A 22,235-nucleotide genomic window follows, 5' to 3' on the forward strand; every position below is an offset into this window, starting at 1 on the left:
TGCCCGAAACCGCGCCGACGCGGCCAATCCTCCGCAAGTTAACGTGTCGATTGTGTCGGCTGCGAAACGTTCCAGCATAGTATGATCCGTCGTCTTGCGCGCCATATGGCTCATCATAAGCTGGGGCGGCAGCTCCCTGGGCGGCAGCGGCGTCTAGCTCCTGCCGGCGCATAGCAAGTTCTCTTTCCTGCCTCAGGATTTTCGCCCTCTCGGCGCGTTCATTCCGCGCTGTGAGCGCATCGTCGTCAAGAAGCTGTCCTCCAGGTCCGTAGATATGCTCAATGTCACCTGTGATTACTCTGACTGACTGCGCGCAGGCCGGTACAGCCAAGCCCATGGCGGCAACAACCAAGAAAGCGATTTTCTTCGTCATGATCCGGCTTCCCGTTGGGCTAGGGCCCAAGTACCATGTAATGGCCCGCCCCTAACAAGGGACATCACGTTGGCTTGAGGCAGCCACCGTGCCGCGCAATTGCGGGCGGTTGATAGCAGGCGGCGCAAGCCCGGAATTTTGCGAATCCTGTCAGTCCGTTCGCACCGGTTTTGAAGGTCGATTCAGTCGCCGCGCTTCGACCTTAGCACCTTGCGCCTCCGCCGGATGTACCGCGCCTTGGCAAGCGGGACAAAATCAACAGTAGTGACGGGAGCGAGCTTAGGCGGAGCGACGAGATCGAGCCAGAGACGGGCTGGCATCAGCCACAAATCGATCAGTGCGGGCATGGGTTCCTCGGTTTCGGAGTCGAGGTGGCGCTACTGCGATTGTTTTAGCTTGCGAGAATTTGGCGGGGCGCAATTAGCCCAAATGGCGGCTTGGGTGACGAATCCATGTCCGCACGAGTCGCAACTCCAAAGGTAGCTGACGTCACCGTCCGCTTGTAGTGCGGACGCTTCCGGTGCGACCATTGAATTGGAGCACAGCGAACACAGAGGCATATTTCGCACACGCGGCCAAAGCGAGGCCCGCGGTCGGAAGTCAGTTTGATGTTGCGAAGCCATGATGCCGCTCCCACCCAGCAGCGATGTCCCTTCGCGAAACTTGCCCTGATGAGATTTCATCAACAAGCCTAAACGCTGTGCAGAGCTGGGTTTTTCCAAGTTATCCACAGGCTATCTTTCGCGGCCGGGAGAGAGGAACGGCCGTCAAAAACCCCTAGCTAGCGCATCCTGCTTGTTCCAATTGAAGTCTGGCCTAACGGTTCGGCGGCCTCGGTTCATCCATTCTACCTACCGCCTAAGCCTAGCCATCGGTTCTATTTTCCCTTTTTCAGCCCGATCTCGAGCAGGCGGCGGATGGCGAAGCCCGCGAAGGCCTGCTCGCTGCCATCATCGATTGGCTCGCGCAACCGCCTCATGGTGTTCGGGGTGTCAACTTGCGCTCGCCAACTGTCGATCGATATTGATGAGATTGCGACTCGACCAATCCGTAATATCGATCAAGGAAATATCGTACCGCCGGCCAGTAGCGTTTGTTGCCGAACAGCGGCTGCTTGCGGGGAAAGCCATGTGGCTCAAGCGCATGGACCGCGAGCCGACCCGTCTTAGGTCCGACGCCTAGTCGACGATACAATTCGATTTCAGACACGAACAGTCCGACCTCTGGTTGCTCGGTGCGATCGTGCCTTGGCCAACCGGAATCCGGATTTTCGTCGACCGGCTTTGCATCATCGATCATGGGCAGGCCTCTCCGAAGGAATCTCATGCGAGCACAGTTTTCCCGCGAAGGGGAATTGTTTTTTAACCAAATCAGGTGCAGCATGGCGGAGGGCCTAGAAAACCCGCAGTGATAGCCGTAAAAATCGCTTGAGTATGGACCCGACCAAATAGGCCGGGGGGCGGACGTTATGTCCAAGGCCGCAAGGCCCAAAGGCGCCGCGCCTGTTCGCTGCAGGTTTCTAGCCCCCGGCTGCCGGTCTGTCACCGGCTCGGCCCCCAGAAGGCCAACAGTGAGCAATCATCAATGACCGTCGAAAGACCTATGTTCCCGCCGCGTGCGGAGACCGTCGATTCGCTTTCGCCCGTAGTCGCTATCCAACAGCCCCCAAGGGAAAGACTCACCAGCGACTCTCCTAAGCCCTCTGAGAGCCCATCCCGCCGCAACATGCTTGGAAGCCTTGCTGCGCTTCCCTGCCGCGCTGGCGGCGGCCGGCAGTGCCGTCAGCGCTGGCTCCCTCGCTGTAGCGGCCATGCCGGCGGCGCCCCAAGACGATCGTAAACTGCTCGAACTGGAAGAGCAGATTTTTTAGCAATACAACGGCGCGTGCGCCTTCAACGACGAGATCATCAGGCTCTCCGCAATTTGGCCTGACAAAGCCCGCCAACTGTATGATGAGGCGCTAAAGAAAGAGTGCCTGGCTGGTGTGTATATAACCGCCGACGAACGATGGAAGCGGGCTATGGACACGCCGGAATGCCGGGAGCATTCGCGACTGTGTACACTGCAAGAGCCGTTCTGGGCGAGGATGGATGCCCTGATAAACCAGATGTATGCGACGCCTGCGCATACGGCGGAAGGCAGGCACGCCAAGGTCATGGTGTTGCTGGGCTGTATCCTTGGCGAGGAATGGCGAGAACACTATGATGAGACCGACTACCCGCAATTGATGGGCCGAAGGCTATTGATTGAGCTTGTCGGCGGCGAGCCGGGCGAACGGCTTCGCGATCAGTTCGCTGGGAGGCGCTCGTGACGACAACCAGCAATATCTCCCGGCGTCATGATCCGATCTTTGCCATGATCGACACCCACAAGAAGCTGATGGCAGATGAGCTGGAGCTTTGCGATCGGTTGGATATGGCCGAAAGCAGCGCTGCCAAAGAACACGGCCGTCGTCCTCTTGAGTTGATCCACTGGCGCGGTTACGACATAGGCGAATCTGAAATTGATACTCGCCGCACGCGATTACTCGAAAATGGCGAGATTGATCCGGCCACCATTGAGCAAGAATATCTTGACGCAAAGGCACGGTACCAAGCGCAGATAGCGGCCGGGCTCGCATGGGATACGCGCGCCGGGCTCACAACCCTCCGCGAAGATACTGGCCGCCGGATAGCCGTAGAGGGGCGATATGCGAAACGCCTTGCGCGTACTATGCCGACAACGCCGGCCGGGGCTGCTGCATTGATCCAATACGTTTTGGATGATGGCCTATGCTCCGATGAGCGCTATTGGCACACGACAGCGCTTAGAAACGCCGTTGCTGCCCTAAATGCTATGCACGGTTGACGTTGACAGATAACCCGCTCGGGATTGTCTCGGGCGGGTTTCCACTTCTCAAAGGGTAGACACATGGGAATTGCAGACACGCTTTCTGATGCCGTGGAAGCAATTCAGCAATATTTGAGCAAGTCAGATGAAGACGCGACGAAGCCTCTGCGGTCAGAACTTGAAAAATTGCTTGTCGCTATGGACGCAATGCGCGCCGAACTTGACGCCATTTCCCCGAATGGTCCTAGCGAAGGCAGCTCCTAGCCCTAAGCCAACTGATCTTTCAACATGCCGCCGGGATGCCATAAGCGCCCGGCGGATTCGTTTCAGCGCCTCGGGGCAGTCTGACAGCGGGAGCGAACCACGCGTCAGCGCCCGTTTTTGAGTCATTTAGGGGCTGTCCAAGTTGCAGACCTAACAACAGAACCGAAAGCTCGGGATTGATTGTCGGGGTTTATCGCGTGCCACTTTTCGAATCTGTTCTGTTAGTCACTTGACGATTTTCCTCAATCATTTCAATTTGGCCTTTTCTGATAGTTAGGAAGTGCAAGCCATTGTTATCGTATAGTTTTCAAGTAACGAGAGGTTAAGCTGACCTCTGCAACAGGAGCAGCGAAGCTTTACTCTCTTGTCATGGCCGGGCTTGACCCGGCCGTCCACGTCTTTGGTTCGCAAGATAATGAAGCAAGACGTGGATCACCGGGACAAGCCCGGTGATGACGGCTCCCATTTGGTGCGCTGGCCGTCGGGAGAAAGCCCCTGGGCAAATACTTGGCGCTGCTCGCAGGGGAGATCTTAGCGACCCCCATGTACTTGACCAAAGCGAGCAGCGGCGCAACGCAAATCAGGATGGCCAATCCCAGAATAGTAAAACCACGATTGGCTTTACTCATGCGTAGGCGCGTGACAGCTTCCCAGTTTGCCCATCGTCATTGCGAGCGAAAGCAAAGCAATCCAGAAAATGAAGAGCTGGATTGCTTCGTCGCTGACGCTCCTCGCAATGACAGCGAAAAATCCAACGATATGATTTTGGCTACCGCTCTAGCCTTGCCAACAGGCTCGACGTATCCCAGCGCTTGCCGCCCATTTTTTCGACTTCTGAATAGAACTGATCGACCAGCGCCGTGACGGGCAGGTTGGCCCCGTTGCGGCGCGCTTCTGAGATGCAGATCGACAGATCCTTGCGCATCCATTCGACCGCGAAACCGAACTCGTATTTGCCCTCATTCATGGTCTTGTAGCGGTTCTCCATCTGCCAGGACTGCGCGGCACCCTTGGAGATGGTGTCGATCACGGCGGCAACGTCGAGCCCAGATTTCTTCGCGAAATGGATGCCTTCCGAAAGGCCCTGAACCAGCCCGGCGATGCAGATCTGGTTGACCATCTTGGTGAGTTGACCCGAACCTGCCGCACCCAGGCGCTTGCACATCCTCGCATAGGCCGCGATCACGGGCTCGGCGGAGGCATAGGCGTCCTCGCTGCCGCCGCACATGACGGTCAGGACGCCATTCTCGGCGCCCGCCTGGCCACCCGACACCGGCGCATCGACAAACTTGAAACCAAGCTTCTTTGCTTGCGCGTCGAGTTCGCGCGCGACTTCGGCCGAGGCCGTGGTGTGGTCGACGAAGGTGGCGCCTTTCTTCATTCCCGCGAACGCGCCGTCCGCGCCAAGCGTGATGGCACGCAAGTCGTTGTCGTTGCCGACGCAGGCCATGACGAAGTCCTGGCCTTCGGCTGCGGCCTTCGGCGTCGGCGCGGTGCGTCCCTTGAATTTCTCCGCCCATGCCTTGGCCTTGGCCGGCGTCCTGTTGAAGACCGTTACATCATGGCCGCCCTTGACGACCAGATGCCCTGCCATGGGGAAACCCATGACGCCGAGACCGAGAAAAGCGACTTTGGCCATTTGTGCAACCCTGAGATTTCGCCGGCGCATTGGACTTCGCCGGACATTGAGCTGAAGAGGGGACTAGTGGCCTGTTTCCAACATTGGTCGAAACAGGCTCGGCGGAGACCCGCACAATAGACCGTGCCGCTGGTACGGCAACGCCTCTGTTTGGCGGGCGGGCGTGGTTTTATGCTAGGATCAGGCGATAGTCGAGATTTCAGGAAAAAGGGAGTGAGACCATATGGGCATGAGCGTAGGCGTGCTTGACCATTTCAATATCCGGACCCGCAAGCTCGGCGAAACCGTTCGCTTCTATGAGGACATTTTGGGCCTGGAGAACGGCGACCGGCCGAATTTTGCCTTTCCCGGTGCTTGGATGTACAGCGAAGGCAAGCCGGTGGTCCATCTGGTCGATATTTCGCCAACCGATGAGCCGCAAAAGCCCGATTCCGGCGTTGTCCATCACGTCGCGTTCGTCAGCCGCGGCTTCGCTGCCATGAAGGAGCGGCTGAAGACCAAGGGGATGCCGTTCGACGCGAGGCAGGTTCCGGGCGGCGAGCTCTGGCAGATCTTCGTCAATGACCCCAATGGCGTCCTGATCGAGCTGAACTACGAGGCCGCCAAGGAGCAGGGCGCGGAATCCGCCCCCGCCGAACGTGCAGACGACATGGGCAGGAGGTAGCCTTTTGAGCGCGCCGCTTTAGTTCCGCCCGATCTGAAGTCCCTCCACTCCACCGCAAGCGGCAAGTTCTTCCAACGGACTTCAGATCGACAGGCGGTACCAGAATCATCAACCCGCTAGCGCTCATGACTTTCCGAAGTTCGCAAATATTCGCGGCGACCTCCGATGCGAACTTCGGAATCAAAGGAGCACTAGCAAGTTAATGTTTCTAGTGCGGTTTTTGAATTTGAAGTTCCTATGATGAGATTGCAGTAACACTGATAGGAACTTCAAATTCACCGCACTAGTACCGCTTTCGATCTGAAGTCCGTGTACGGACTCGCCGCCAGTGCGCAGGGACTTCAGATCGGCGGTACTAGCTTTCCTTTCCAAGCGCGCTCTCGTGCCAGCGTCGCAGCAGCAAATGCGAGGTTAGCGCCAAGAGCCCATAAATGACAATTCCGGCGGCTGAGAGCAACAGCAGGGCGGCGAACATTCGGGGAATGTTGAGGCGATAGCCGGATTCCGCAATTCGATAGGCAAGGCCCGAGCCCGCGCCGGCCGAGCCTGCGGCAATTTCGGCCACCACCGCGCCGATCAACGACAGGCCGCCCGCAATCCGCAATCCGCCGAGAATGAACGGTAGCGCCGAGGGCAATTTGAGAAGACGCAGCGTCTGCAGCCGCGAGGCACCGTAAAGACTGAACAGGCCGGCGAGATTGCGGTCGACCGAATTGAGACCGAGCGTGGTATTGGACAGCACCGGAAAAAACCCGACAATCCAGGCACAGACCACGACGGCGGTTTGTTGCGGAAGATAGATCAGGAGCAGCGGCGCAATCGCAATCACCGGCGTGACCTGCAGGATCACGGCATAGGGAAACAGCGAATATTCCAGCCATTTCGATTGGTTGAACAACAACGCCAGCGCGACGCCGCCGAAGGCCGCCGCGATGAAGCCTTCGAGCGTGGTGAGAAGCGTCGTCAACAGCGATTGCGACAGCACCGGCCAGTCCAAAACCAGGGTTATGAACACGGCCGATGGTGCGGGCAACACATAGGGCGGAATATGGTTGATCCGCACCACGAACTCCCATGCCGCAATGCCGATCGCGAGCACGGCGACCGGCAGCAGGATGCGCACCAGGCGTTTGCTTCGGCTGTCGGGTGCCGTCTGCGCGGCCGCTGATGGAGGAGTATCCAGCAAGGTCATGGGACGGATCGTCCTGGATAGGATGGCGCGAGCGCGTTCGAAACCTTGCGGCAGTAGGCCGCATAATCGGAGGAGGTCCGAAAATCCTCAGCCCGCGGCTCCGCGGTCGCAATCGCAATCTCGCTGGCGATGCGCCCGGGCCGCGACGTCATGACCAGGACCCGCTGCGACAGATAAACCGACTCGAATACCGAATGGGTAACGAAGACGACGGTCTTGCGCAGATTGCGCCACAGCGCGAGCAGATCGTTGTTAAGCCGGAAACGCGTGATTTCATCGAGCGCGGCGAAAGGCTCGTCCATCAGAAGAATGTCCGGATCGGTGACCAGAGCGCGCGCCAGCGAGACGCGCATTTTCATGCCGCCCGACAATTCCCGTGGGTATGCTCCGGCAAATTCGGCAAGCCCCATTTGCGCCAATGCCTCGTCGATCCGCGCATCGGATTCGCCCGGGCGCACATTCGCGAGTTTCAACGGCAGGCGGACATTTTCGCGCACGCTGGTCCAGGGCATCAAGGTTGGCTCCTGAAACACGAAGCCAACAGGATGCGCGCCGCCCGTCTTTGCCGCAGGCCGGGACACCCGCACTGTGCCGGAGGTCGGTGCGTTGAGGCCGGCGATCAGGCGCAGGGCCGTCGACTTTCCGCAACCGGACGGCCCGAGCAGGGAGACGAACTCTCCCTTGCGCACCTCGAGATCCATCGGTCCCAGCGCGACCAGGCCGCTGTCATAAACCTTGGTGACACCGCGCAGACTGACCGCAAGGCCCGCTTCATCGGCTTCCCTTTCGGTCAAGGCTGCGCCTCCCGTCACCCTAGAGCTACTTTGATTCCGAAGTTCGCATCATTTTGCGACGACCTCTGATGCGAACTTCGGAACCGAAAGGACACTGGCAAATCTATGATTCTAGTGTGGCTTTTGGTTCAGAAGTCCGCATGACAGACTCGCGGCAATAATGATGCGGACTTCTGAACCGCCACACTAGCCCGTGCCTAATTCTTTGGCCGCTCGTCCACGCCGACGCCCTTGTTGACGAAGCGAAGCGTGTAGGCCTTGCGGTAGTCAATGTCGGGGCGGACAACGCGGGCACGCACCATCTTGTCGAAGAAGCTTGCCATCCGTGCGTCAGTCATGGCGCCGATGCCATCGCGCAGCGAGTCACCGGAATCGACGATGCCATATTCCCTCATCCTGGCGATGGAATAGGCGATCAGTTCGTCGGTCATTTCCGGATTGAGTTTCCGGATCATCGCGTTGGCGGCCCTGTTGTCGCCGTAAAGGTAATGATACCAGCCCTTGACAGAGGCGTCGACGAAACGCTGGACCAGGTCGGGCCTCTTGTCGATCAGATCGCGGCGCGTCTCGATCAGGGTCGAATAGCTGTTGAAGCCATAGTCGGCCAACAAAATGATTCCGGGCTTGAAGCCGGCACTCTTCTCGATCGCATAGGGCTCCGAGGTGACATAACCCTGCATTGCGCTTTGCTTGTTGGCGAGAAACGGCTGCGGGTTGAAGGTGTACGGCCTGACCTTTTCCTCGCTGAATCCGTATTCGGACTTCAGCCATTGAAAATAGCTCGAGATGCCTTCCTTGGAGACGAACAGCGTCAGCGGTTTGAGATCCTCGAGTTTGGTGATCTTCGATTCCGGATGCGTCAGCAGAACCTGCGGATCCTTTTGGAAGATGGCGGCGACCGTGACGACCGGCACGTTGTTGGCGACCGCATCGAACGACATCAGCGTGTTCGCGGCCATGAAGAAATCGAGCTTGCCGGCGATCAGCAGCATGCGGTTGTTGTCGTTCGGGCCGCCCGGCACGATGGTGACGTCGAGCCCGTATTTCGCATAGGTGCCGTCGGCCACGGCCTGGAAGAATCCGCCATGCTCGGCCTCGGCCACCCAGTTGGTCCCGAACGAGACCTTGTCGAGCCTGGTCTGGGCGCTTGCCGGCGATAGGGCAATGACCAGGGCCATCAGGAGGACCGTTAACGCTCGCGGCAAAAGAGCCGGGTTCATGTTGGACTCCACGGGTCGTTTGGGCACATGATAGGAAGCATGGAATGAAAGGAAGCATCGGGTTCCGATGGCTTTTCTCGTAACCAATACGAAACCATCTTGCAAATCCGGTCAAACCACCGCACCAGGTAAAAAGTCTGCTCGATGAATTCGACCGTCCCTCCGCGTGACTGGACCGATGTCTACTGGCCTGATTTTGCTGGCTCGGACCTCGAGCGATGGATCGCGGTCCTGCCGCTGGCGGCCACCGAACAGCACGGGCCGCATCTGCCTCTCGGCACCGACGTGATGATTGCGCAGGCCTACCTGGCGCGTGTGCGCGAGTTGCTCCCCGACGCGCTACCTGCGACCTTTCTTCCGCTTCAGCCGGTCGGCATTTCCACGGAACATGTCGACTTTCCGGGAACGCTGACCTTGCCGACGGAAGTCGCGCTGCAGACATGGTTCGCGCTCGGCGAAGGCGTTGCGCGCGCCGGCGTGAAAAAACTGGTGATGGTGACGAGCCATGGTGGCAACAGCGCCGGCATGAGCGTTGTCGCGCAGGACCTGCGCGCAAAACACGGGCTATTCGTCGTCACCACGGGCTGGTCGCGCCTCAGCGCGACGGCAGGTTTGTTCGTCGCAGCCGAAGTGCAGCACGGCGTTCACGGCGGCGCAGTCGAAACCTCCATCATGCTGGCGCGATACGCTCAGCATGTCCGCAACGAAGCGATTGCCGATTTTCGTTCATCGGCAATCGCGACGGCGAAGGATTATCGCTGGCTCTCTACCAATCGTCCCGCGCCGTTCGCCTGGCAGGCGCAGGACCTTCACCCATCCGGCGCGGTGGGTGATGCGACACAGGCATCCGCGGAGAAAGGCGAGCGCCTGATCGATTCCGGTGCACGCGCGTTTTGCGAACTGCTCGCCGACATCGACAGATTCGACGCGAAAACGCTGTCGACATCTGCGAAAATCTGACGGCGATCCGACTAGATCATGATGCGATTAATTGGAATCGCATCATGATCTCATCTCTTTGTTTGAGCATGATCTTTTCGGAAAACCGGTTCCCACATTTCCGGATCATGCCCTAACTCCACGAAATCCCGCCGGAATTCGCACGTTTGTCTTGCGTCCAACACGGGCGCCTCCCCCACCCCCGTGCCGCACCCGGCCTGCCCGGCGGTCCCCATCCCGGCGGGTCAGCTCATCGGCCGCGGGCGGGCCCCAAGGGCTTTACGAGGGCTTTACATAGCATAGGGGGGGTACCCTATATTTCCACCATGTCGCACACGATCAAAGAGAAGAAGAAGCTGCTGGCACGCGTCGGCCGCATCCGCGGCCAGGTCGAGGCGATCGAGCGCGCCTTGAACGAAGAGACGGATTGCGAGCGCATCATGCACATGATCGCGGGCATCCGCGGCAGCGTCGCAGGGCTGATGGCCGAAGTGGTCGAAGACCATATCCGTACCCATCTGGTGAACCCTGAAAAGAATCCCGGCGCGCTGAACGCCGACGCGGCAGATCAGTTGATCGAAGTGGTCCACACCTATCTGAAATGAGCAAAGCCATGATGGAAAGCAACTCGGTTTTCCAGATTCCGCCGCACGACCACTTTTTCCTGGGCAGCGATCACGACAGGGCCGAGCGGCGGACCTGGGCGGTGATCATCCTCTGCACGGTGATGATGGTCGCGGAGATCGTCGGCGGCGCCCTGTTCGGCTCGCTCGCCCTGATCGCCGACGGCCTGCACATGTCGACCCATGCCGGCGCGTTGCTGCTCGCCGCGCTTGCTTACACCTATGCCCGCAAATATGCCGGCGATCGCAGTTTCACGTTCGGAACCGGCAAGTTCGGCGATCTCGCCGGTTATTCCAGCGCCATCGTGCTGGCGATGATCGCGCTCCTGGTCGGCTATGAAGCGGTGACGCGCTTGATTGACCCGGTTCCCATCGCGTTCAACCAGGCGATTCCGATCGCGGTACTGGGTCTGGTCGTCAACGCCGCCAGCGCCTGGCTGTTGTCCGGCGGGCTTCACCACCGCCACGATCATGATCATTCGCACGGGCACGCGCATGGTCATGACCACGATGGTGCGCCACGCCGATCCGATGAGCCCGAAATCCGCGAACTGGAATTCGAAGAACACGACCACGGCCATGGCGCGCATCACCGCGACAACAACATGCGTGCCGCCGTAGTTCACGTGATGGCGGACGCCGCCGTCTCGGTGCTCGTCATTGTCGGATTGCTGCTGGCGCGGGCATTCGACTGGCTGTGGATGGATCCGCTGGCCGGCTTCATCGGCGCGCTCGTCATCGCCAATTGGTCGGTGGGCCTGCTGCGCGACACTGGTGCCATCCTGCTCGACCGCAACCCCGACCCGCGCATGGCAGAGAGGGTCCGTACCGCGATCGAAAGCGAGGGCGATCACGTCACCGACCTCCATCTCTGGCGGCTCGGACCGGGTCATCTCGGTGCCATCGTCTCGGTCGCCACGTCAGAGACCCACGAGCCGGCGCACTACCGGAAGAGATTGGCAAGGTTCCCCGACCTCTCGCATATCACGGTCGAGGTCCAGCATCGTTTGGCGACCCCCTGAGGCGCCTGGCCGCCTGACCCAAAAAGCGCAGTTCGGCCGCGCGTTTGAGGCGAGAGAGCGAGTCTTCGGGGCCCGAATAGAGCGCGCGGCTCAACAGCCCTCTCGTGATTGCGCCTCGCCATCCCGCGGGAAAATCAAAGTTGCAGCGATAGTCCACGCGGCAATGTGAGCCATCGAGAGACGTGCATCTGATATTTTCGCGAACCGCGATCCCGAACGGCAAGTCTACGTCCAGCCAAAGAGCGTGGTGTTGCGGGTCGATTTCCACCATCCGAAACGTCAGCCTGAGATGAAGAATTCTGGGTCCGGTCTCGCCATGGACCAGTTGTGCGACCACCGCCCGTCCAGGCGGATCGACGGTCAGGACACGAATATCGAACACATTTTCCCATCCGCCAGGTGCCATGAGAAGCGACCAGACGAGTTCAACCGGGGCGTTGACCAGGGCCGTTGGGCAGCTCTCATGGGACACGCCCGCCATAGCCCTGACTAGAGATATTTCGCGATCAGCCTGAACTCGCGCAGCGCCGCCCGGCCTTTTGCCGTCGCCGCGTAGGATTTTTGCAGGCTGTGGCTGATGTGATCGTGGATCAGGGCCTTTTTGGCGTTCTCGATCGCACTCTCCACGGCCTGCAATTGCTGGGCGATTTGCGCGCATGGCCTGTCCTGTTCGATCATCTCGATGATGGTCTCCAGATGTCCGTTGGCGCGCCTCAAGCGTTGGGCAATCGCCGAATGTGGGTGGTCCTGCATTTTTTGCTCCTATCCTCCCGGCAGGATAATCAGTTATCCTCCGGGGAGGATATAGAAAAGCGCTTGACACCAGCAAGAACCGGGCGTATGGGCCGGCCGGCTGTCAAGGACATTCCGTCCAGGCAGGAAACAACAACAACCGCGCAAACAGAAAATGGGCAGTACCCCCGATGGCAACGCAGCTCCGACATTGATCGGAACAGCGCTGCCGCAAGAGATCAAGATCGGTCGCGCCGGCATTTGCCGCGTGGGGTTGGTGGTCGCGCCTGGCTGACCACCTCGCTCACCGGCCTGCCGCGCCAGACGCGGAAATGGAGGTGGGCGATGTTCAAAAAACACGCATCGTTGCGAATTGCAGGATTGAGACGCCTCGGACCCCGGCCCGGGATGCCGCGTGGGACTGTGGCTGCGCATGCCAATGACAATCTGCCGGGTCTTCGCCGCCCGGCGGGCCAGCGTCGGTCTCCACCGCCGGGGCTGGCGTGTCATTGGGTCCTGGCCGATGGTAACCGGCTGGAGTGCCGCTGGCAGATCGACCCTGGCGAGATTGGCATCGAAGAACCCGGGGGCCGTCGCGGCACGCGCAGCCTTTCCGGATCGCCATCGGCATTCGGGTTCAATCGTCCGCTGTCATCCGCCGGGTCTCGACGGCAATGACGGCGCAGGATGCCTTCGAGCGCCAGAAGCGACGGGGGTCGGCGTCCTTTTGCTGGCGAGCGAAATCTTGCGCCGCGCGAGGGCGCTGCATCGGTAGCGCAGGATTTCACACAACGGTCTTCAATCTGTCTTATCAGGAACGCGTTGGCTGGAGCGGTGCAGAGTTAGTCGGCTCTGGGCCGTCACCGACGGCGCGGGGAAGTTGAGTAGGGATTTTCACCGTGAACAGCTCGATTGATCAGGCCGCGATCAGCCTGGCCATGGCCACCCTGTTGGGCGCATGTATCGGGTTCGAGCGCCAATGGCGGCAGCGAATGGCCGGTTTGCGGACCAATACGCTCGTCGCCATCGGCGCGGCCAGCTTTGTCGTGTTCGAAAGCCTGTTCACCGACGATGCAAGCCCCACACGGGTCGCCGCGCAAGTCGTGTCCGGCATCGGTTTTCTCGGTGCGGGAATTATCTTTCGCGAAGGACTTCAGGTGACCGGGCTGAACACCGCAGCGACGCTGTGGTGTTCGGCAGCGGTCGGACTGCTTGCGGGAAGCGGCCATCCGCTGCACGCCGCGCTGGCGACCTTCTTTGTCGTTCTTGTCAATCTGACGTTGCGGCCGCTGGTTCGTATCATCAACCGCCAGCCGATCACGCAAGCAGAAACCGATTCCTGTTACCGCGTTCGCGTCGTCTGCCGAAATCCCGAGGAGGCGCATATCCGCGCTCTGCTGCTGCAGAGCACTGGCAGCGGCCAGCTCAGCCTGCGGCGCCTCGACAGCACCGATCTTGCAGAAAGCGGCCGCGTCGAAGTGACCGCGCAGCTCACCTCTGCCGTGAAGAGCGACGCGATTCTCGAACAGGTGGTCGGCCGCCTCAGCCTCGAACCAACCGTTTCTGCCGCGAGCTGGAGTGTAGGACCACTTCTGGAATAACTCTCCTCGAGCGGTCTCGGGCTTGCGATTGTGGCTGGAGTGCAACAGGGGATGGGCAAATAAGCCTGGCAAATAGATACCGACCTTTTTGCTGTAACCTTGAGCAGCAATTGATGCCGAATGTCGGGTTTTTTTGCCCGTGCCGGCTGGGCCAATGGCAATATCGAGCCGTATGACTTCACTGATATCGACCGGACGGTTACCGGCGGCCTTTCGATTTCCGGAAAGAAATGGGGACGCGACGACGACACCTTCGGTATCGCCGGCGTCGTCAATGGCATCACCAAGGTACACCAGGAGTTTCTCAATGCCGGCGGGCTCGGCATTCTGGTCGGCGACGGGCAATTGCCCCATCCCGGCACCGAGAGGATCCTCGAAACCTATTACAGCTTCCTGGTGGCAGCGGCGAGGCTCACGCTCGACTATCAGCTGGTCGTCAACCCGGCCTATAATCGTGATCGCGGTCCTGTCTCGGTGTTCGGTTTCCGGATCCACACCCAATACTAGTTGCAACGAACCTCCCTCAGGCGGTTGCGTCCCTGCTGCGAGTTCTGAGATGAAGCCCTTGGTCCTTCTCTGCGTTTTCATCCCCGTTCGACTATAAACCCATCACAAACCGCGCCTATCAATACGGGACGCGGCACGGATACTCGATCTCGCCTGTCCACCAGGCAGGCCCGCGACAAGGCGAACCCGCATGACGCTTGAAGAAATTCTCACGCCGAGACTGGGACAGGCGCTGCGGCCGAACATCTGGGACGCCGTGGCGCTGGTGCTGGTGACCGGCGCCATGGTGCTGATCGTCTATGGCGGCGAGCAAACCACTCTCCCCTTGTCTACCCTCGACACCTCTCCGGTTTCGCTCGACCCTGCCAATCTGCCCCTCTATGCGCTGCGGACGACCATGCGGATGCTGCTCGCCATCGTCTGCTCGATCATTTTCACGCTTCTCTACGCCACGCTCGCCGCCAAAAGCCGACGGGCCGAGATGGTGCTGATCCCGCTGCTCGACATCCTGCAATCGGTGCCGATCCTCGGTTTTCTCACCTTCACGGTGGTGTTCTTCCTGAACCTTTTCCCCGGCCAGGTATTCGGCGCCGAGCTCGCCTGCGTCTTCGCGATTTTCACAAGCCAGGCCTGGAACATGGCGTTCAGTATGTACCAGTCGATCCGCAACGTGCCGAAGGACCTGGACGAAGCCTCGCAGAGTTTTCATCTGAGCGGATGGCAGCGCTTCTGGCGGCTCGACGTGCCCTTCGCGATGCCTGGCCTGATCTGGAACACGATGATGTCGATGTCGGGCGGCTGGTTCTTTGTGGTGGCCTCGGAGGCGATCACGGTCGGCAACACGACGATCACGCTGCCGGGTATCGGCTCCTACGTCGCGCTCGGCATTCAAAAGCAAAATCTGCCGGCGATCGGCTACGCCATCCTGACAATGCTTTTGGTGATCATTGCCTACGACCAGCTGCTGTTTCGCCCCGTCGTCGCCTGGGCCGACAAATTCCGCTTCGAGCAGACCGCTTCCGGGACCGCACCGACCTCCTGGATGCTCGACCTGTTCCGCCGGACGCGCGCGCTGCGTGCCCTGACATATCCCTTCGCGGCGCTGAACCGGGCCTTTTCGAACCTGCATCTGGCGATCCCCCAAATCCTGCGGGTCCCCCTCAGGTCCGGTCCGCCCTCCCGCGCCGTCGATGCGATCTGGCTCGCTTTTGTCGTCGCAGGCACATTCTACGCCGGCTGGAGGGCGTATCGATACATGTCGGCGACGCTGGGCCTCCCTGACGTCCTCACCGCCATAAATTACGGCCTCATCACGCTCCTGCGCGTGATCGTCCTGATTTCGCTGGCGACGCTGATATGGGTGCCCGTCGGCGTCTGGATCGGGCTTCGGCCCAAACTCGCCGAACGCATCCAGCCGCTCGCACAATTTCTTGCCGCGTTCCCCGCCAACCTCGCATTCCCGGTGTTCGTGGCGGTCATCGTGCGCTTTGGCCTCAATTCGAACATCTGGCTCAGCCCGCTGATGATCCTGGGAACGCAGTGGTACATCCTGTTCAATGTCATCGCCGGCGCCAGCGCGTTTCCGACCGATCTGCGCGAGGCCGCCGGCAGTTTCCATCTCAAGGGGTGGCGCTGGTGGATCAAGGTGATCCTGCCCGGCATTTTCCCCTATTACATCACGGGCGCCATCACCGCCTCGGGCGGATCGTGGAACGCCTCCATCGTTGCCGAAGTCGCCAGTTGGGGTGACATCCACCTGACGGCGAGCGGACTCGGCGCCTATATAGCGCTTGCGACGGAAGCCGGTGATTTCCCCCGGGTCGTGCTCGGCATCACCGTGATGTGTGTGTTGGTGACGCTTTTCAACCGGCTGCTCTGGAGGCCACTTTACGCTTTCGGGGAACGACGCCTTCGTCTGGGATAGCTTTTAGGACAAGACCATGCTCGAAGTTACCAAAGAGACCAGCCTGCTCGATATGCGCGGCGTCTGCCGGTCGTTTCCAAAAGGCAGCGGCGAAGAACTTCTGGTCCTCGAAAAAGTCGATCTCACTATCCATTCCGGCGAAATCGTCGGCCTGCTCGGGCGCTCCGGTTCGGGCAAATCGACTTTACTGCGCATCATTGCCGGCCTGATCACGCCATCCTCGGGCGACGCCAAGTGCCGCGGCGAGACCATTGCCGGGCCGCCAAACGGCGTCTCCATGGTGTTTCAGTCCTTCGCGTTGTTTCCGTGGCTGACTGTGCTGCAGAACGTCGAACTGGGCCTGGAGGCGCTTGGCGTCGAGAGCACCGAACGCCGCAGGCGAGCGCTCGCGGCAATCGATCTCATCGGCCTCGACGGATTTGAATCAGCCTTTCCAAAGGAATTGTCAGGCGGCATGCGCCAGCGCGTCGGCTTTGCACGCGCGCTCGTCGTACATCCGGACCTCCTGCTGATGGACGAGCCGTTTTCCGCGCTCGACGTGCTGACCGCCGAAACCTTGCGAACCGACCTGATCGATCTGTGGATCGAAGGCCGGCTGCCGATCAAATCGGTGCTGATGGTCACGCACAACATCGAGGAAGCGGTGCTGATGTGCGACCGCATTCTGGTGTTCTCATCCAATCCCGGCCGTGTGGCCGCCGAGATCAGGATCGACCTGCCGCATCCGCGCAATCGTCTTGATCCGGCTTTCCGCCAGCTTGTCGACAACATCTATGCCCGCATGACCCAGCGGCCCGAGGTCAGGACGCCGGCGGCCGAGGGCATTCAGGGCACAGGCATGGGCATGACCCTGAGCCATGTCTCGTCCAACGTGCTCTCGGGTCTGATCGAGACTTTGGCGGGGCCGCCGTATAACGGCCACGCCGACCTGCCCGTGCTCGCCAATCAGCTCCAGCTCGAAGCCGACGAATTATTCCATCTCGGCGAGTCGCTGCAACTGCTGAGGTTTGCGCAATTGAGCGAAGGCGACCTGATGCTGACGGAAGCCGGCAAGCGTTTCGCCAACCTCGAAACCGACGCCCGCAAGCGGCTGTTTGCCGACCATCTCATGCTTTATGTGCCGGTAATGGGGCTGATCCGCCGGGTGCTTGACGAGCGACCGTCGCATACCGCGCCTGCGGCGCGGTTCCGCAACGAACTCGAGGACTACATGTCCGAGGAAAACGCCGACGAAACGCTCAAGACGGTGGTGTCATGGGCGCGCTACGCCGAGCTGTTTGCGTATGACGAACAGTCTGAAACCTTCAGCCTGGAAAATCCGCACTGAAGCCGGCGCGCGATGAAATCAGTTTGATCTATAACCCCGCCGAAGGTGTGCTCCCTCTCCCATCCAACTCGGGTTCACCCGAGTTGGGCATTATCAACTGTCGAAGTCGGATAAATCCGACTTCGATCGGGAGAGGGTTGGGGTCAGGGGGTAAGGTCTCTCGCGAGACCACGGCCCTCACCCGATTTGCTGCGCAAATCGACCTCTCCCCAGCGGGGAGAGGTGAACCGAGCTCTGCCGAAAGTCCGTTCAATCAAGAAGCATTGCTGTTGGGCCGTTCGCAGGCCAATTACACCGTCGCCGCGAACGTATCGGCACGCGCCATCGCCCAGGCGTCGCGGAAGCGCGGATCGTCGGTGCCGTCGATCAGTTCGCCCGGGCGAAGCGACGGATAAAGCTTTGCGAAGGTCTGCACCTCGGTCGTGGCGGTGCGGTGGGAGAAGTGGATCGGCCGCAATTCGCGGGGATGTTCGAGCCCGGCGGCGGCGAGAAGCTCTGACAACGCGTGCAAGGTGGCATGGTGATAATTGTAGACCCGCTCGATCTTGTGGGGCACCACCAGTGCGCGGTTGCGGGTCGGATCCTGCGTGGTTACGCCGGTCGGACAGCGGTCGGTGTGACAGCTCAGTGACTGGATGCAGCCGAGTGCGAACATGAAGCCTCGCGCCGAATTGCACCAGTCGGCGCCGATCGCCATCGCGCGCGCCATGTCGAAGGCAGTTGCGATCTTTCCCGAGGCGCCGATACGAATGCGGTCGCGCGCATTGATCCCCAGCAGCGCGTTGTGGACGAAACTGACGCCCTCGCGCATCGGCATGCCCATGTGGTCCATGAATTCGAGCGGTGCCGCACCCGTGCCGCCTTCGTTGCCGTCGACCACGATGAAGTCGGGATAGATTTTTGTCTCCAGCATCGCCTTGCAGATCGCGAGAAACTCCCACGGATGGCCGATGCACAGCTTGAAGCCGGCCGGCTTGCCGCCGGACAGACGTCGCATCTCGTCGATGAACGCCATCATCTCCAGCGGAGTATTGAACGCCCGATGCGTTGCCGGAGAGATGCAGTCTTCGTTGACGGGAACGCCTCGGATCTTTGCGATTTCCTCCGACACCTTCGCCGCCGGCAGCACGCCGCCATGCCCGGGCTTGGCGCCCTGGCTGATCTTGAGCTCGACCATCTTGATCTGATCGTCGCGGGCAACGCGGGCAAACTCATCCGGATTGAAGGAGCCGTCGCGGTTGCGGCAGCCGAAATACCCCGAGCCGACTTCCCAGATCAGGTCGCCGCCCTTTTCGCGATGGTAGGGGCTGACGCCGCCTTCCCCCGTATCATGCGCGAAGCCACCCTTCTTCGCGCCGGCGTTGAGCGCGCGCACCGCATTCGGACTGAGCGCGCCGAAGCTCATGGCTGAAATATTGAAGACCGAGGCCGAATAGGGCTTGGTGCAGTCCGGACCGCCGATCAGGACGCGGAATTGCTCGTTGGCACGCGCTTTCGGTGCCACCGAATGGTGAATCCATTCATAGCCCTCGCGATAGACATCCTCCTGCGTACCGAAGGGCCGCTTGTCGAGCACCATCTTCGCGCGCTGATAGACCACCGCGCGGGTGTCGCGGGAAAACGGCATGCCGTCCTTCTCGCTCTCGAAGAAGTACTGCCGCATCTCCGGCCTGATTTCTTCCAGCAGGAAGCGCAGATGCGCGGAGATCGGATAGTTGCGCAACACCGCATGATTCTTTTGCGTGAGATCACGAATGCCGAGCAGGGTGAGCGCGCCAAAAATCAGCAGCGGGACAAGGACCAGATCGAACGCCTTGTGGTCGACGATCCCGATACCGAAAAGCAGCGCCGTCACCACGGCGCAGATCGTGAGAACGATGAAGCGCGGCGAGAACGGAAGCATCAGCGTTTCCATAAAACCCCCTCGGGCGGCCTCTAGCCATCTTGTTCTTACTTCGCAGCCTGACGCCTATCGCCGGATGACCGGTACCGACCCTATCGCCGGTATCGATCATGGATATGACAATCGACCGGCGCGAGGCTACCGGATCATGCCGAGCATAATCAATCCGTCGTCTGGCCGGGTCGACAGGCCAATAGTTCCGCAGTGCAACCTGGCCTGACGGCCTGGAACCATAGACCCGGTACGCCATCGCTTTATTCCTTGCCGGTGAGGCATGAATTGCACCGCGGCACCTCAATGGCCGTGCGGGCGTATCTCGCCGGGAATGCCTGACGTCTCCAGGCCGCTTTTCTGAAGCCAGGCCTCGGTGCTTCGGATCGCACGCTCGATATGATCGGAAGTTCGGGAAAAATCGTAAGGCGATCCCACCAGCGGACATAGTGGCGGCACCACGAAGTACTCGATGTCGGGAGAGAGATTTTCCAGATCGCTCACAAGCTGGCGGGTGATCAAAAGCGTTAGCGCATGAAGTGCATTGGCGACCGCGCCGACCGGCGGTTTCTCAACGGCACAGGCGTAACCCGTCGGTAGAATGATCAGGCGCCGCGCGCCTTTGGTAACCGCGACCTTGACCGGGGTATTCGAGGAGATCGCACCGTCCGCCAGATACAGATCCTTGTAGCGGACAGGCGCAAACGCGCCCGGAATCGCGGTGGAAGCGATAATCGCCTCGTCGGCCGGTCCATCCGAGATCACGACGCTGTTACCGGAAACGATATCGGTGGTGACGATGTGAACGGGGAGTCTGGCGTCCTGAAGATTGCGATAAGGCAAGTGATCGTCGATCAGCTTCTGAATGCCGTCGTGCGTAATCAGAAAATCGCGCCGCCAGACAAATCCGAACAGGGTGCGAAGGGTCAGCGGAAAGACGTCGGCTCGCCGCAGGCCGCGCCAGATGGTTTCAAGCTGCGACACGCCTTTCAATGTCGGATTGCCGGCATAATAGGCGCCATTCAGGGCTCCGACACTGGAGCCGACCACCATGTCCGGGGTAATGCCGTTGGCGGCGAGCGCGTGCATCATGCCGACCTGAATGGCGCCAAAGCTGCCGCCGCCCGCCAGCACGAAGGCGGTTTTCTCCCGCACGTCCCGGCTGACCAAAGACAAGGTTTTGTTCTCTTCCGCAATCACCGCGTCGACCCAGTCGCAACCATGTTCCCCGAAACTTTACAGCAGAGGCGGACCTGCCGCATCATCAACGATAGGCGTGCGCAACCAGCCTCACCGCCCTTCAGCCCTGGCATCAATCCGTCCACGGGGTGCACTCTTCTCCGAATTGTCGGACCACCGTCGATGCGAGCACGGAAGGATCTGCCGAATGAAAATTCCGGCGCTGCCCTTCACGGTCACGGACTGGAGCCAGGTCGCTCCCATCATGCATCCGGGCGGGAGCGGCGAGGCTTACTGGCGCACCCTGAACATCGGCGATCTAGTGTCCCGATTCCGAAGTTCGCATCATTTTGCGGCAACCTCGTTTGCGACCTTCGGAATCGAAAGGACACTAAACGCTTTCCGCCGGCATGAGCTATCAGGTATCCGATTTCGCGATGCCGCGCACCGGTCATCGACCAGAACCGGCGCCAGGCTTTTCATCGTCGATTAGGTGATCTTTGATCGAGGGTTTGCGAGAGGCGCAGCTTTGTCGCGCCGGCGCTGCCGCCTCAGCGCTCGACGAAAGCCTTCTCGATTACAAAGTGGCCGGGCTCGCCGTGGCTGCCCTCGGTAAAGTCGCGGGCCTCGAACATCTGGCGCAGCTCTTCCAGCATTGCGGGACTGCCGCACATCATGATCCGGTCCTCGGCGATATCCAGCGGCGGCTGGCCGATATCATTGAACAGCTGCGTGGAAGTGATGAGGTCGGTGATGCGGCCGCGATTGCGGAACGGCTCGCGGGTGACGGTCGGATAATAGACAAGCTTTTCTTCCAGAAGCGGTCCGAACAATTCGTCGTCCCGCAGCGTCGCCACCAGCTCTTCGCCATAGGCGAGTTCGGAAACCTGCCGGCATCCGTGCACCAAAATGATGCTTTCGAACTTGTCGTACACGTCCGGGTCCTTGATCAGGCTTGCGAACGGGGCAAGCCCGGTGCCGGTCGACAGCAACAACAGGCGCTTGCCCGGGATCAGATTGTCGGCAACCAGGGTGCCGGTCGCCTTGCGCCCGACCAGGATGATGTCGCCTTCCTTGATCTTCTGCAGGCGAGATGTCAGTGGTCCGTCGGCAACCTTGATCGAGAAGAACTCGAGCGCCTCTTCGTGATTGGCGCTCGCCATCGAATAGGCGCGCATCAGGGGACGGCCCTCGACCTCGAGCCCGATCATCGCAAATTGCCCGTTCTGGAATCGGAAGCCGGTGTTGCGGGTGGCCTTGAAGCTGAAAAGCGTATCGGTCCAATGCCTGACAGAAAGAACCTTCTCTCTATAAAACGCGCTCATGTGTTTTATTTTTCCGATTTTTCTTGCGATAGAACGAACAGGTCGATCGGCCCCAAAAGACGAACAGTTGAGGCAAAAAACCCCTGCAAAGATTGAGGAATTGCGCTTCAACTAGCCCAATATCGGAGATAGTCAACAGGTGCAGGCGGGCGATTGACGTCACAAAAACGCAAGGCCAGCCGGTGGA

Annotated in this window: 26 protein-coding genes; 13 read left to right on the forward strand and 13 right to left on the reverse strand. The window is 60.1% G+C overall.

Translation table 11 applies throughout. The features are described 5' to 3' along the window. The 4 genes from VNX23_RS10295 to VNX23_RS10305 all read right to left on the reverse strand — a co-directional run. Positions 1 to 373 (reverse strand): hypothetical protein (locus VNX23_RS10295; RefSeq protein WP_325629650.1); only part of this gene is annotated, 373 nt, incomplete at its 3' end. A gap of 182 nt (positions 374 to 555) precedes the next feature. After that, a complete protein-coding gene (locus VNX23_RS10300; protein WP_325629652.1) occupies positions 556 to 720 on the reverse strand; it encodes a hypothetical protein in 165 nt (54 codons plus the stop codon). A 30-nt stretch (positions 721 to 750) separates the two neighbouring features. Further along, on the reverse strand, positions 751 to 996 hold the full coding sequence (locus VNX23_RS31010) for a hypothetical protein (RefSeq protein ID WP_414642978.1): 246 nt from the start codon (positions 994 to 996) through the stop codon (positions 751 to 753). Between the two features lie 352 nt (positions 997 to 1,348). After that, the gene (locus VNX23_RS10305) at positions 1,349 to 1,672 is read right to left on the reverse strand and encodes a hypothetical protein (RefSeq protein WP_325629654.1); all 324 of its coding nucleotides are present in this window, start codon (positions 1,670 to 1,672) and stop codon (positions 1,349 to 1,351) included. A gap of 430 nt (positions 1,673 to 2,102) precedes the next feature. Between VNX23_RS10305 and VNX23_RS10310 the strand changes: the two genes are divergently transcribed. The 4 genes from VNX23_RS10310 (at position 2,103) to VNX23_RS10325 (ending at position 3,466) form a co-directional block, all read left to right on the forward strand. Then, positions 2,103 to 2,243 carry a hypothetical protein gene (locus VNX23_RS10310; protein ID WP_325629656.1) on the forward strand — a complete coding sequence of 47 codons (141 nt, stop codon included), beginning with the start codon at positions 2,103 to 2,105 and terminating at the stop codon, positions 2,241 to 2,243. 216 nt (positions 2,244 to 2,459) lie between these two features. Continuing rightward, positions 2,460 to 2,684, forward strand: coding sequence for a hypothetical protein (locus tag VNX23_RS10315; protein ID WP_325629658.1), 225 nt, complete (start codon positions 2,460 to 2,462; stop codon positions 2,682 to 2,684). Continuing rightward, positions 2,681 to 3,220 (forward strand): hypothetical protein, encoded by a 540-nt coding sequence (locus VNX23_RS10320; RefSeq protein ID WP_325629660.1) that lies wholly within the window; start codon positions 2,681 to 2,683, stop codon positions 3,218 to 3,220. Before VNX23_RS10315 ends, VNX23_RS10320 begins: the two co-directional genes overlap by 4 nt. 63 nt (positions 3,221 to 3,283) lie before the next feature. Beyond that, entirely contained in the window at positions 3,284 to 3,466 is a 183-nt protein-coding gene (locus VNX23_RS10325) for a hypothetical protein (RefSeq protein WP_325629662.1), read from the forward strand. 769 nt (positions 3,467 to 4,235) lie between these two features. Here the strand turns inward: VNX23_RS10325 and VNX23_RS10330 are convergent. Next, a complete protein-coding gene (locus VNX23_RS10330; RefSeq protein ID WP_325629663.1) occupies positions 4,236 to 5,105 on the reverse strand; it encodes an NAD(P)-dependent oxidoreductase in 870 nt (289 codons plus the stop codon). A 223-nt stretch (positions 5,106 to 5,328) separates the two neighbouring features. On the opposite strand from VNX23_RS10330, the gene VNX23_RS10335 reads away from it, so the two are divergent. After that, on the forward strand, positions 5,329 to 5,769 hold the full coding sequence (locus VNX23_RS10335; protein WP_325629665.1) for a VOC family protein: 441 nt from the start codon (positions 5,329 to 5,331) through the stop codon (positions 5,767 to 5,769). 355 nt (positions 5,770 to 6,124) lie between these two features. On the opposite strand, the gene VNX23_RS10340 is transcribed toward VNX23_RS10335, so the two are convergent. From VNX23_RS10340 to VNX23_RS10350, 3 genes are all read right to left on the reverse strand, one after another. Continuing rightward, on the reverse strand, positions 6,125 to 6,961 hold the full coding sequence (locus VNX23_RS10340) for an ABC transporter permease (RefSeq protein ID WP_325629667.1): 837 nt from the start codon (positions 6,959 to 6,961) through the stop codon (positions 6,125 to 6,127). Continuing rightward, on the reverse strand, positions 6,958 to 7,755 hold the full coding sequence (locus VNX23_RS10345; protein WP_325629669.1) for an ABC transporter ATP-binding protein: 798 nt from the start codon (positions 7,753 to 7,755) through the stop codon (positions 6,958 to 6,960). Before VNX23_RS10345 ends, VNX23_RS10340 begins: the two co-directional genes overlap by 4 nt. Before the next feature lie 197 nt (positions 7,756 to 7,952). After that, a complete protein-coding gene (locus VNX23_RS10350) occupies positions 7,953 to 8,975 on the reverse strand; it encodes an ABC transporter substrate-binding protein (RefSeq protein WP_325629670.1) in 1,023 nt (340 codons plus the stop codon). A gap of 144 nt (positions 8,976 to 9,119) precedes the next feature. Here VNX23_RS10350 and VNX23_RS10355 point away from each other — a divergent pair, with 144 nt between their 5' ends. The 3 genes from VNX23_RS10355 to dmeF all read left to right on the forward strand — a co-directional run bounded on the left by VNX23_RS10355 (position 9,120) and on the right by dmeF (position 11,559). Continuing rightward, positions 9,120 to 9,935, forward strand: coding sequence for a creatininase family protein (locus tag VNX23_RS10355; RefSeq protein WP_325629672.1), 816 nt, complete (start codon positions 9,120 to 9,122; stop codon positions 9,933 to 9,935). Between the two features lie 305 nt (positions 9,936 to 10,240). Next, complete coding sequence (locus tag VNX23_RS10360; protein WP_325629674.1) at positions 10,241 to 10,519, forward strand: metal/formaldehyde-sensitive transcriptional repressor; 279 nt, start codon at positions 10,241 to 10,243, stop codon at positions 10,517 to 10,519. An 11-nt stretch (positions 10,520 to 10,530) separates the two neighbouring features. Continuing rightward, a complete protein-coding gene (gene dmeF / locus VNX23_RS10365; protein WP_325629711.1) occupies positions 10,531 to 11,559 on the forward strand; it encodes a CDF family Co(II)/Ni(II) efflux transporter DmeF in 1,029 nt (342 codons plus the stop codon). Here the strand turns inward: dmeF and VNX23_RS31015 are convergent. Together VNX23_RS31015 and VNX23_RS10370 are read right to left on the reverse strand one after the other, a co-directional pair. Next, positions 11,522 to 12,040, reverse strand: coding sequence for an SRPBCC family protein (locus tag VNX23_RS31015; protein ID WP_414642977.1), 519 nt, complete (start codon positions 12,038 to 12,040; stop codon positions 11,522 to 11,524). The genes dmeF and VNX23_RS31015 overlap by 38 nt on opposite strands. A gap of 8 nt (positions 12,041 to 12,048) precedes the next feature. Beyond that, positions 12,049 to 12,312, reverse strand: a complete 264-nt coding sequence (locus VNX23_RS10370; RefSeq protein ID WP_325629676.1) for a metal-sensing transcriptional repressor — start codon at positions 12,310 to 12,312, stop codon at positions 12,049 to 12,051. 917 nt (positions 12,313 to 13,229) lie between these two features. Between VNX23_RS10370 and VNX23_RS10375 the strand changes: the two genes are divergently transcribed. From VNX23_RS10375 to VNX23_RS10390, 4 genes are all read left to right on the forward strand, one after another. Next, positions 13,230 to 13,892, forward strand: a complete 663-nt coding sequence (locus tag VNX23_RS10375) for an MgtC/SapB family protein (RefSeq protein WP_325629713.1) — start codon at positions 13,230 to 13,232, stop codon at positions 13,890 to 13,892. 120 nt (positions 13,893 to 14,012) lie between these two features. Then, complete coding sequence (locus VNX23_RS10380; RefSeq protein ID WP_325629678.1) at positions 14,013 to 14,399, forward strand: carbohydrate porin; 387 nt, start codon at positions 14,013 to 14,015, stop codon at positions 14,397 to 14,399. 190 nt (positions 14,400 to 14,589) lie between these two features. Continuing rightward, positions 14,590 to 16,323 carry an ABC transporter permease subunit gene (locus VNX23_RS10385; protein ID WP_325629680.1) on the forward strand — a complete coding sequence of 578 codons (1,734 nt, stop codon included), beginning with the start codon at positions 14,590 to 14,592 and terminating at the stop codon, positions 16,321 to 16,323. A gap of 16 nt (positions 16,324 to 16,339) precedes the next feature. Then, positions 16,340 to 17,650, forward strand: a complete 1,311-nt coding sequence (locus VNX23_RS10390) for a nitrate/sulfonate/bicarbonate ABC transporter ATP-binding protein (RefSeq protein WP_325629682.1) — start codon at positions 16,340 to 16,342, stop codon at positions 17,648 to 17,650. 289 nt (positions 17,651 to 17,939) lie between these two features. Here the strand turns inward: VNX23_RS10390 and VNX23_RS10395 are convergent, their stop codons facing one another. Next, complete coding sequence (locus VNX23_RS10395; RefSeq protein ID WP_325629684.1) at positions 17,940 to 19,565, reverse strand: FMN-binding glutamate synthase family protein; 1,626 nt, start codon at positions 19,563 to 19,565, stop codon at positions 17,940 to 17,942. A 282-nt stretch (positions 19,566 to 19,847) separates the two neighbouring features. Further along, positions 19,848 to 20,720: a patatin-like phospholipase family protein gene (locus VNX23_RS10400; protein WP_325629686.1), complete on the reverse strand. Its 873-nt coding sequence runs from the start codon at positions 20,718 to 20,720 to the stop codon at positions 19,848 to 19,850. Positions 20,721 to 20,931: 211 nt separating this feature from the next. On the opposite strand from VNX23_RS10400, the gene VNX23_RS10405 reads away from it, so the two are divergent. Next, a complete protein-coding gene (locus tag VNX23_RS10405) occupies positions 20,932 to 21,216 on the forward strand; it encodes a hypothetical protein (RefSeq protein ID WP_325629688.1) in 285 nt (94 codons plus the stop codon). A gap of 58 nt (positions 21,217 to 21,274) precedes the next feature. On the opposite strand, the gene VNX23_RS10410 is transcribed toward VNX23_RS10405, so the two are convergent. Further along, positions 21,275 to 22,048: a ferredoxin--NADP reductase gene (locus VNX23_RS10410; RefSeq protein WP_325629690.1), complete on the reverse strand. Its 774-nt coding sequence runs from the start codon at positions 22,046 to 22,048 to the stop codon at positions 21,275 to 21,277. Positions 22,049 to 22,235: the final 187 nt, after the last annotated feature.

Origin of the sequence: Bradyrhizobium sp., from assembly GCF_035570375.1 — a bacterium.
Lineage (GTDB): Bacteria > Pseudomonadota > Alphaproteobacteria > Rhizobiales > Xanthobacteraceae > Bradyrhizobium.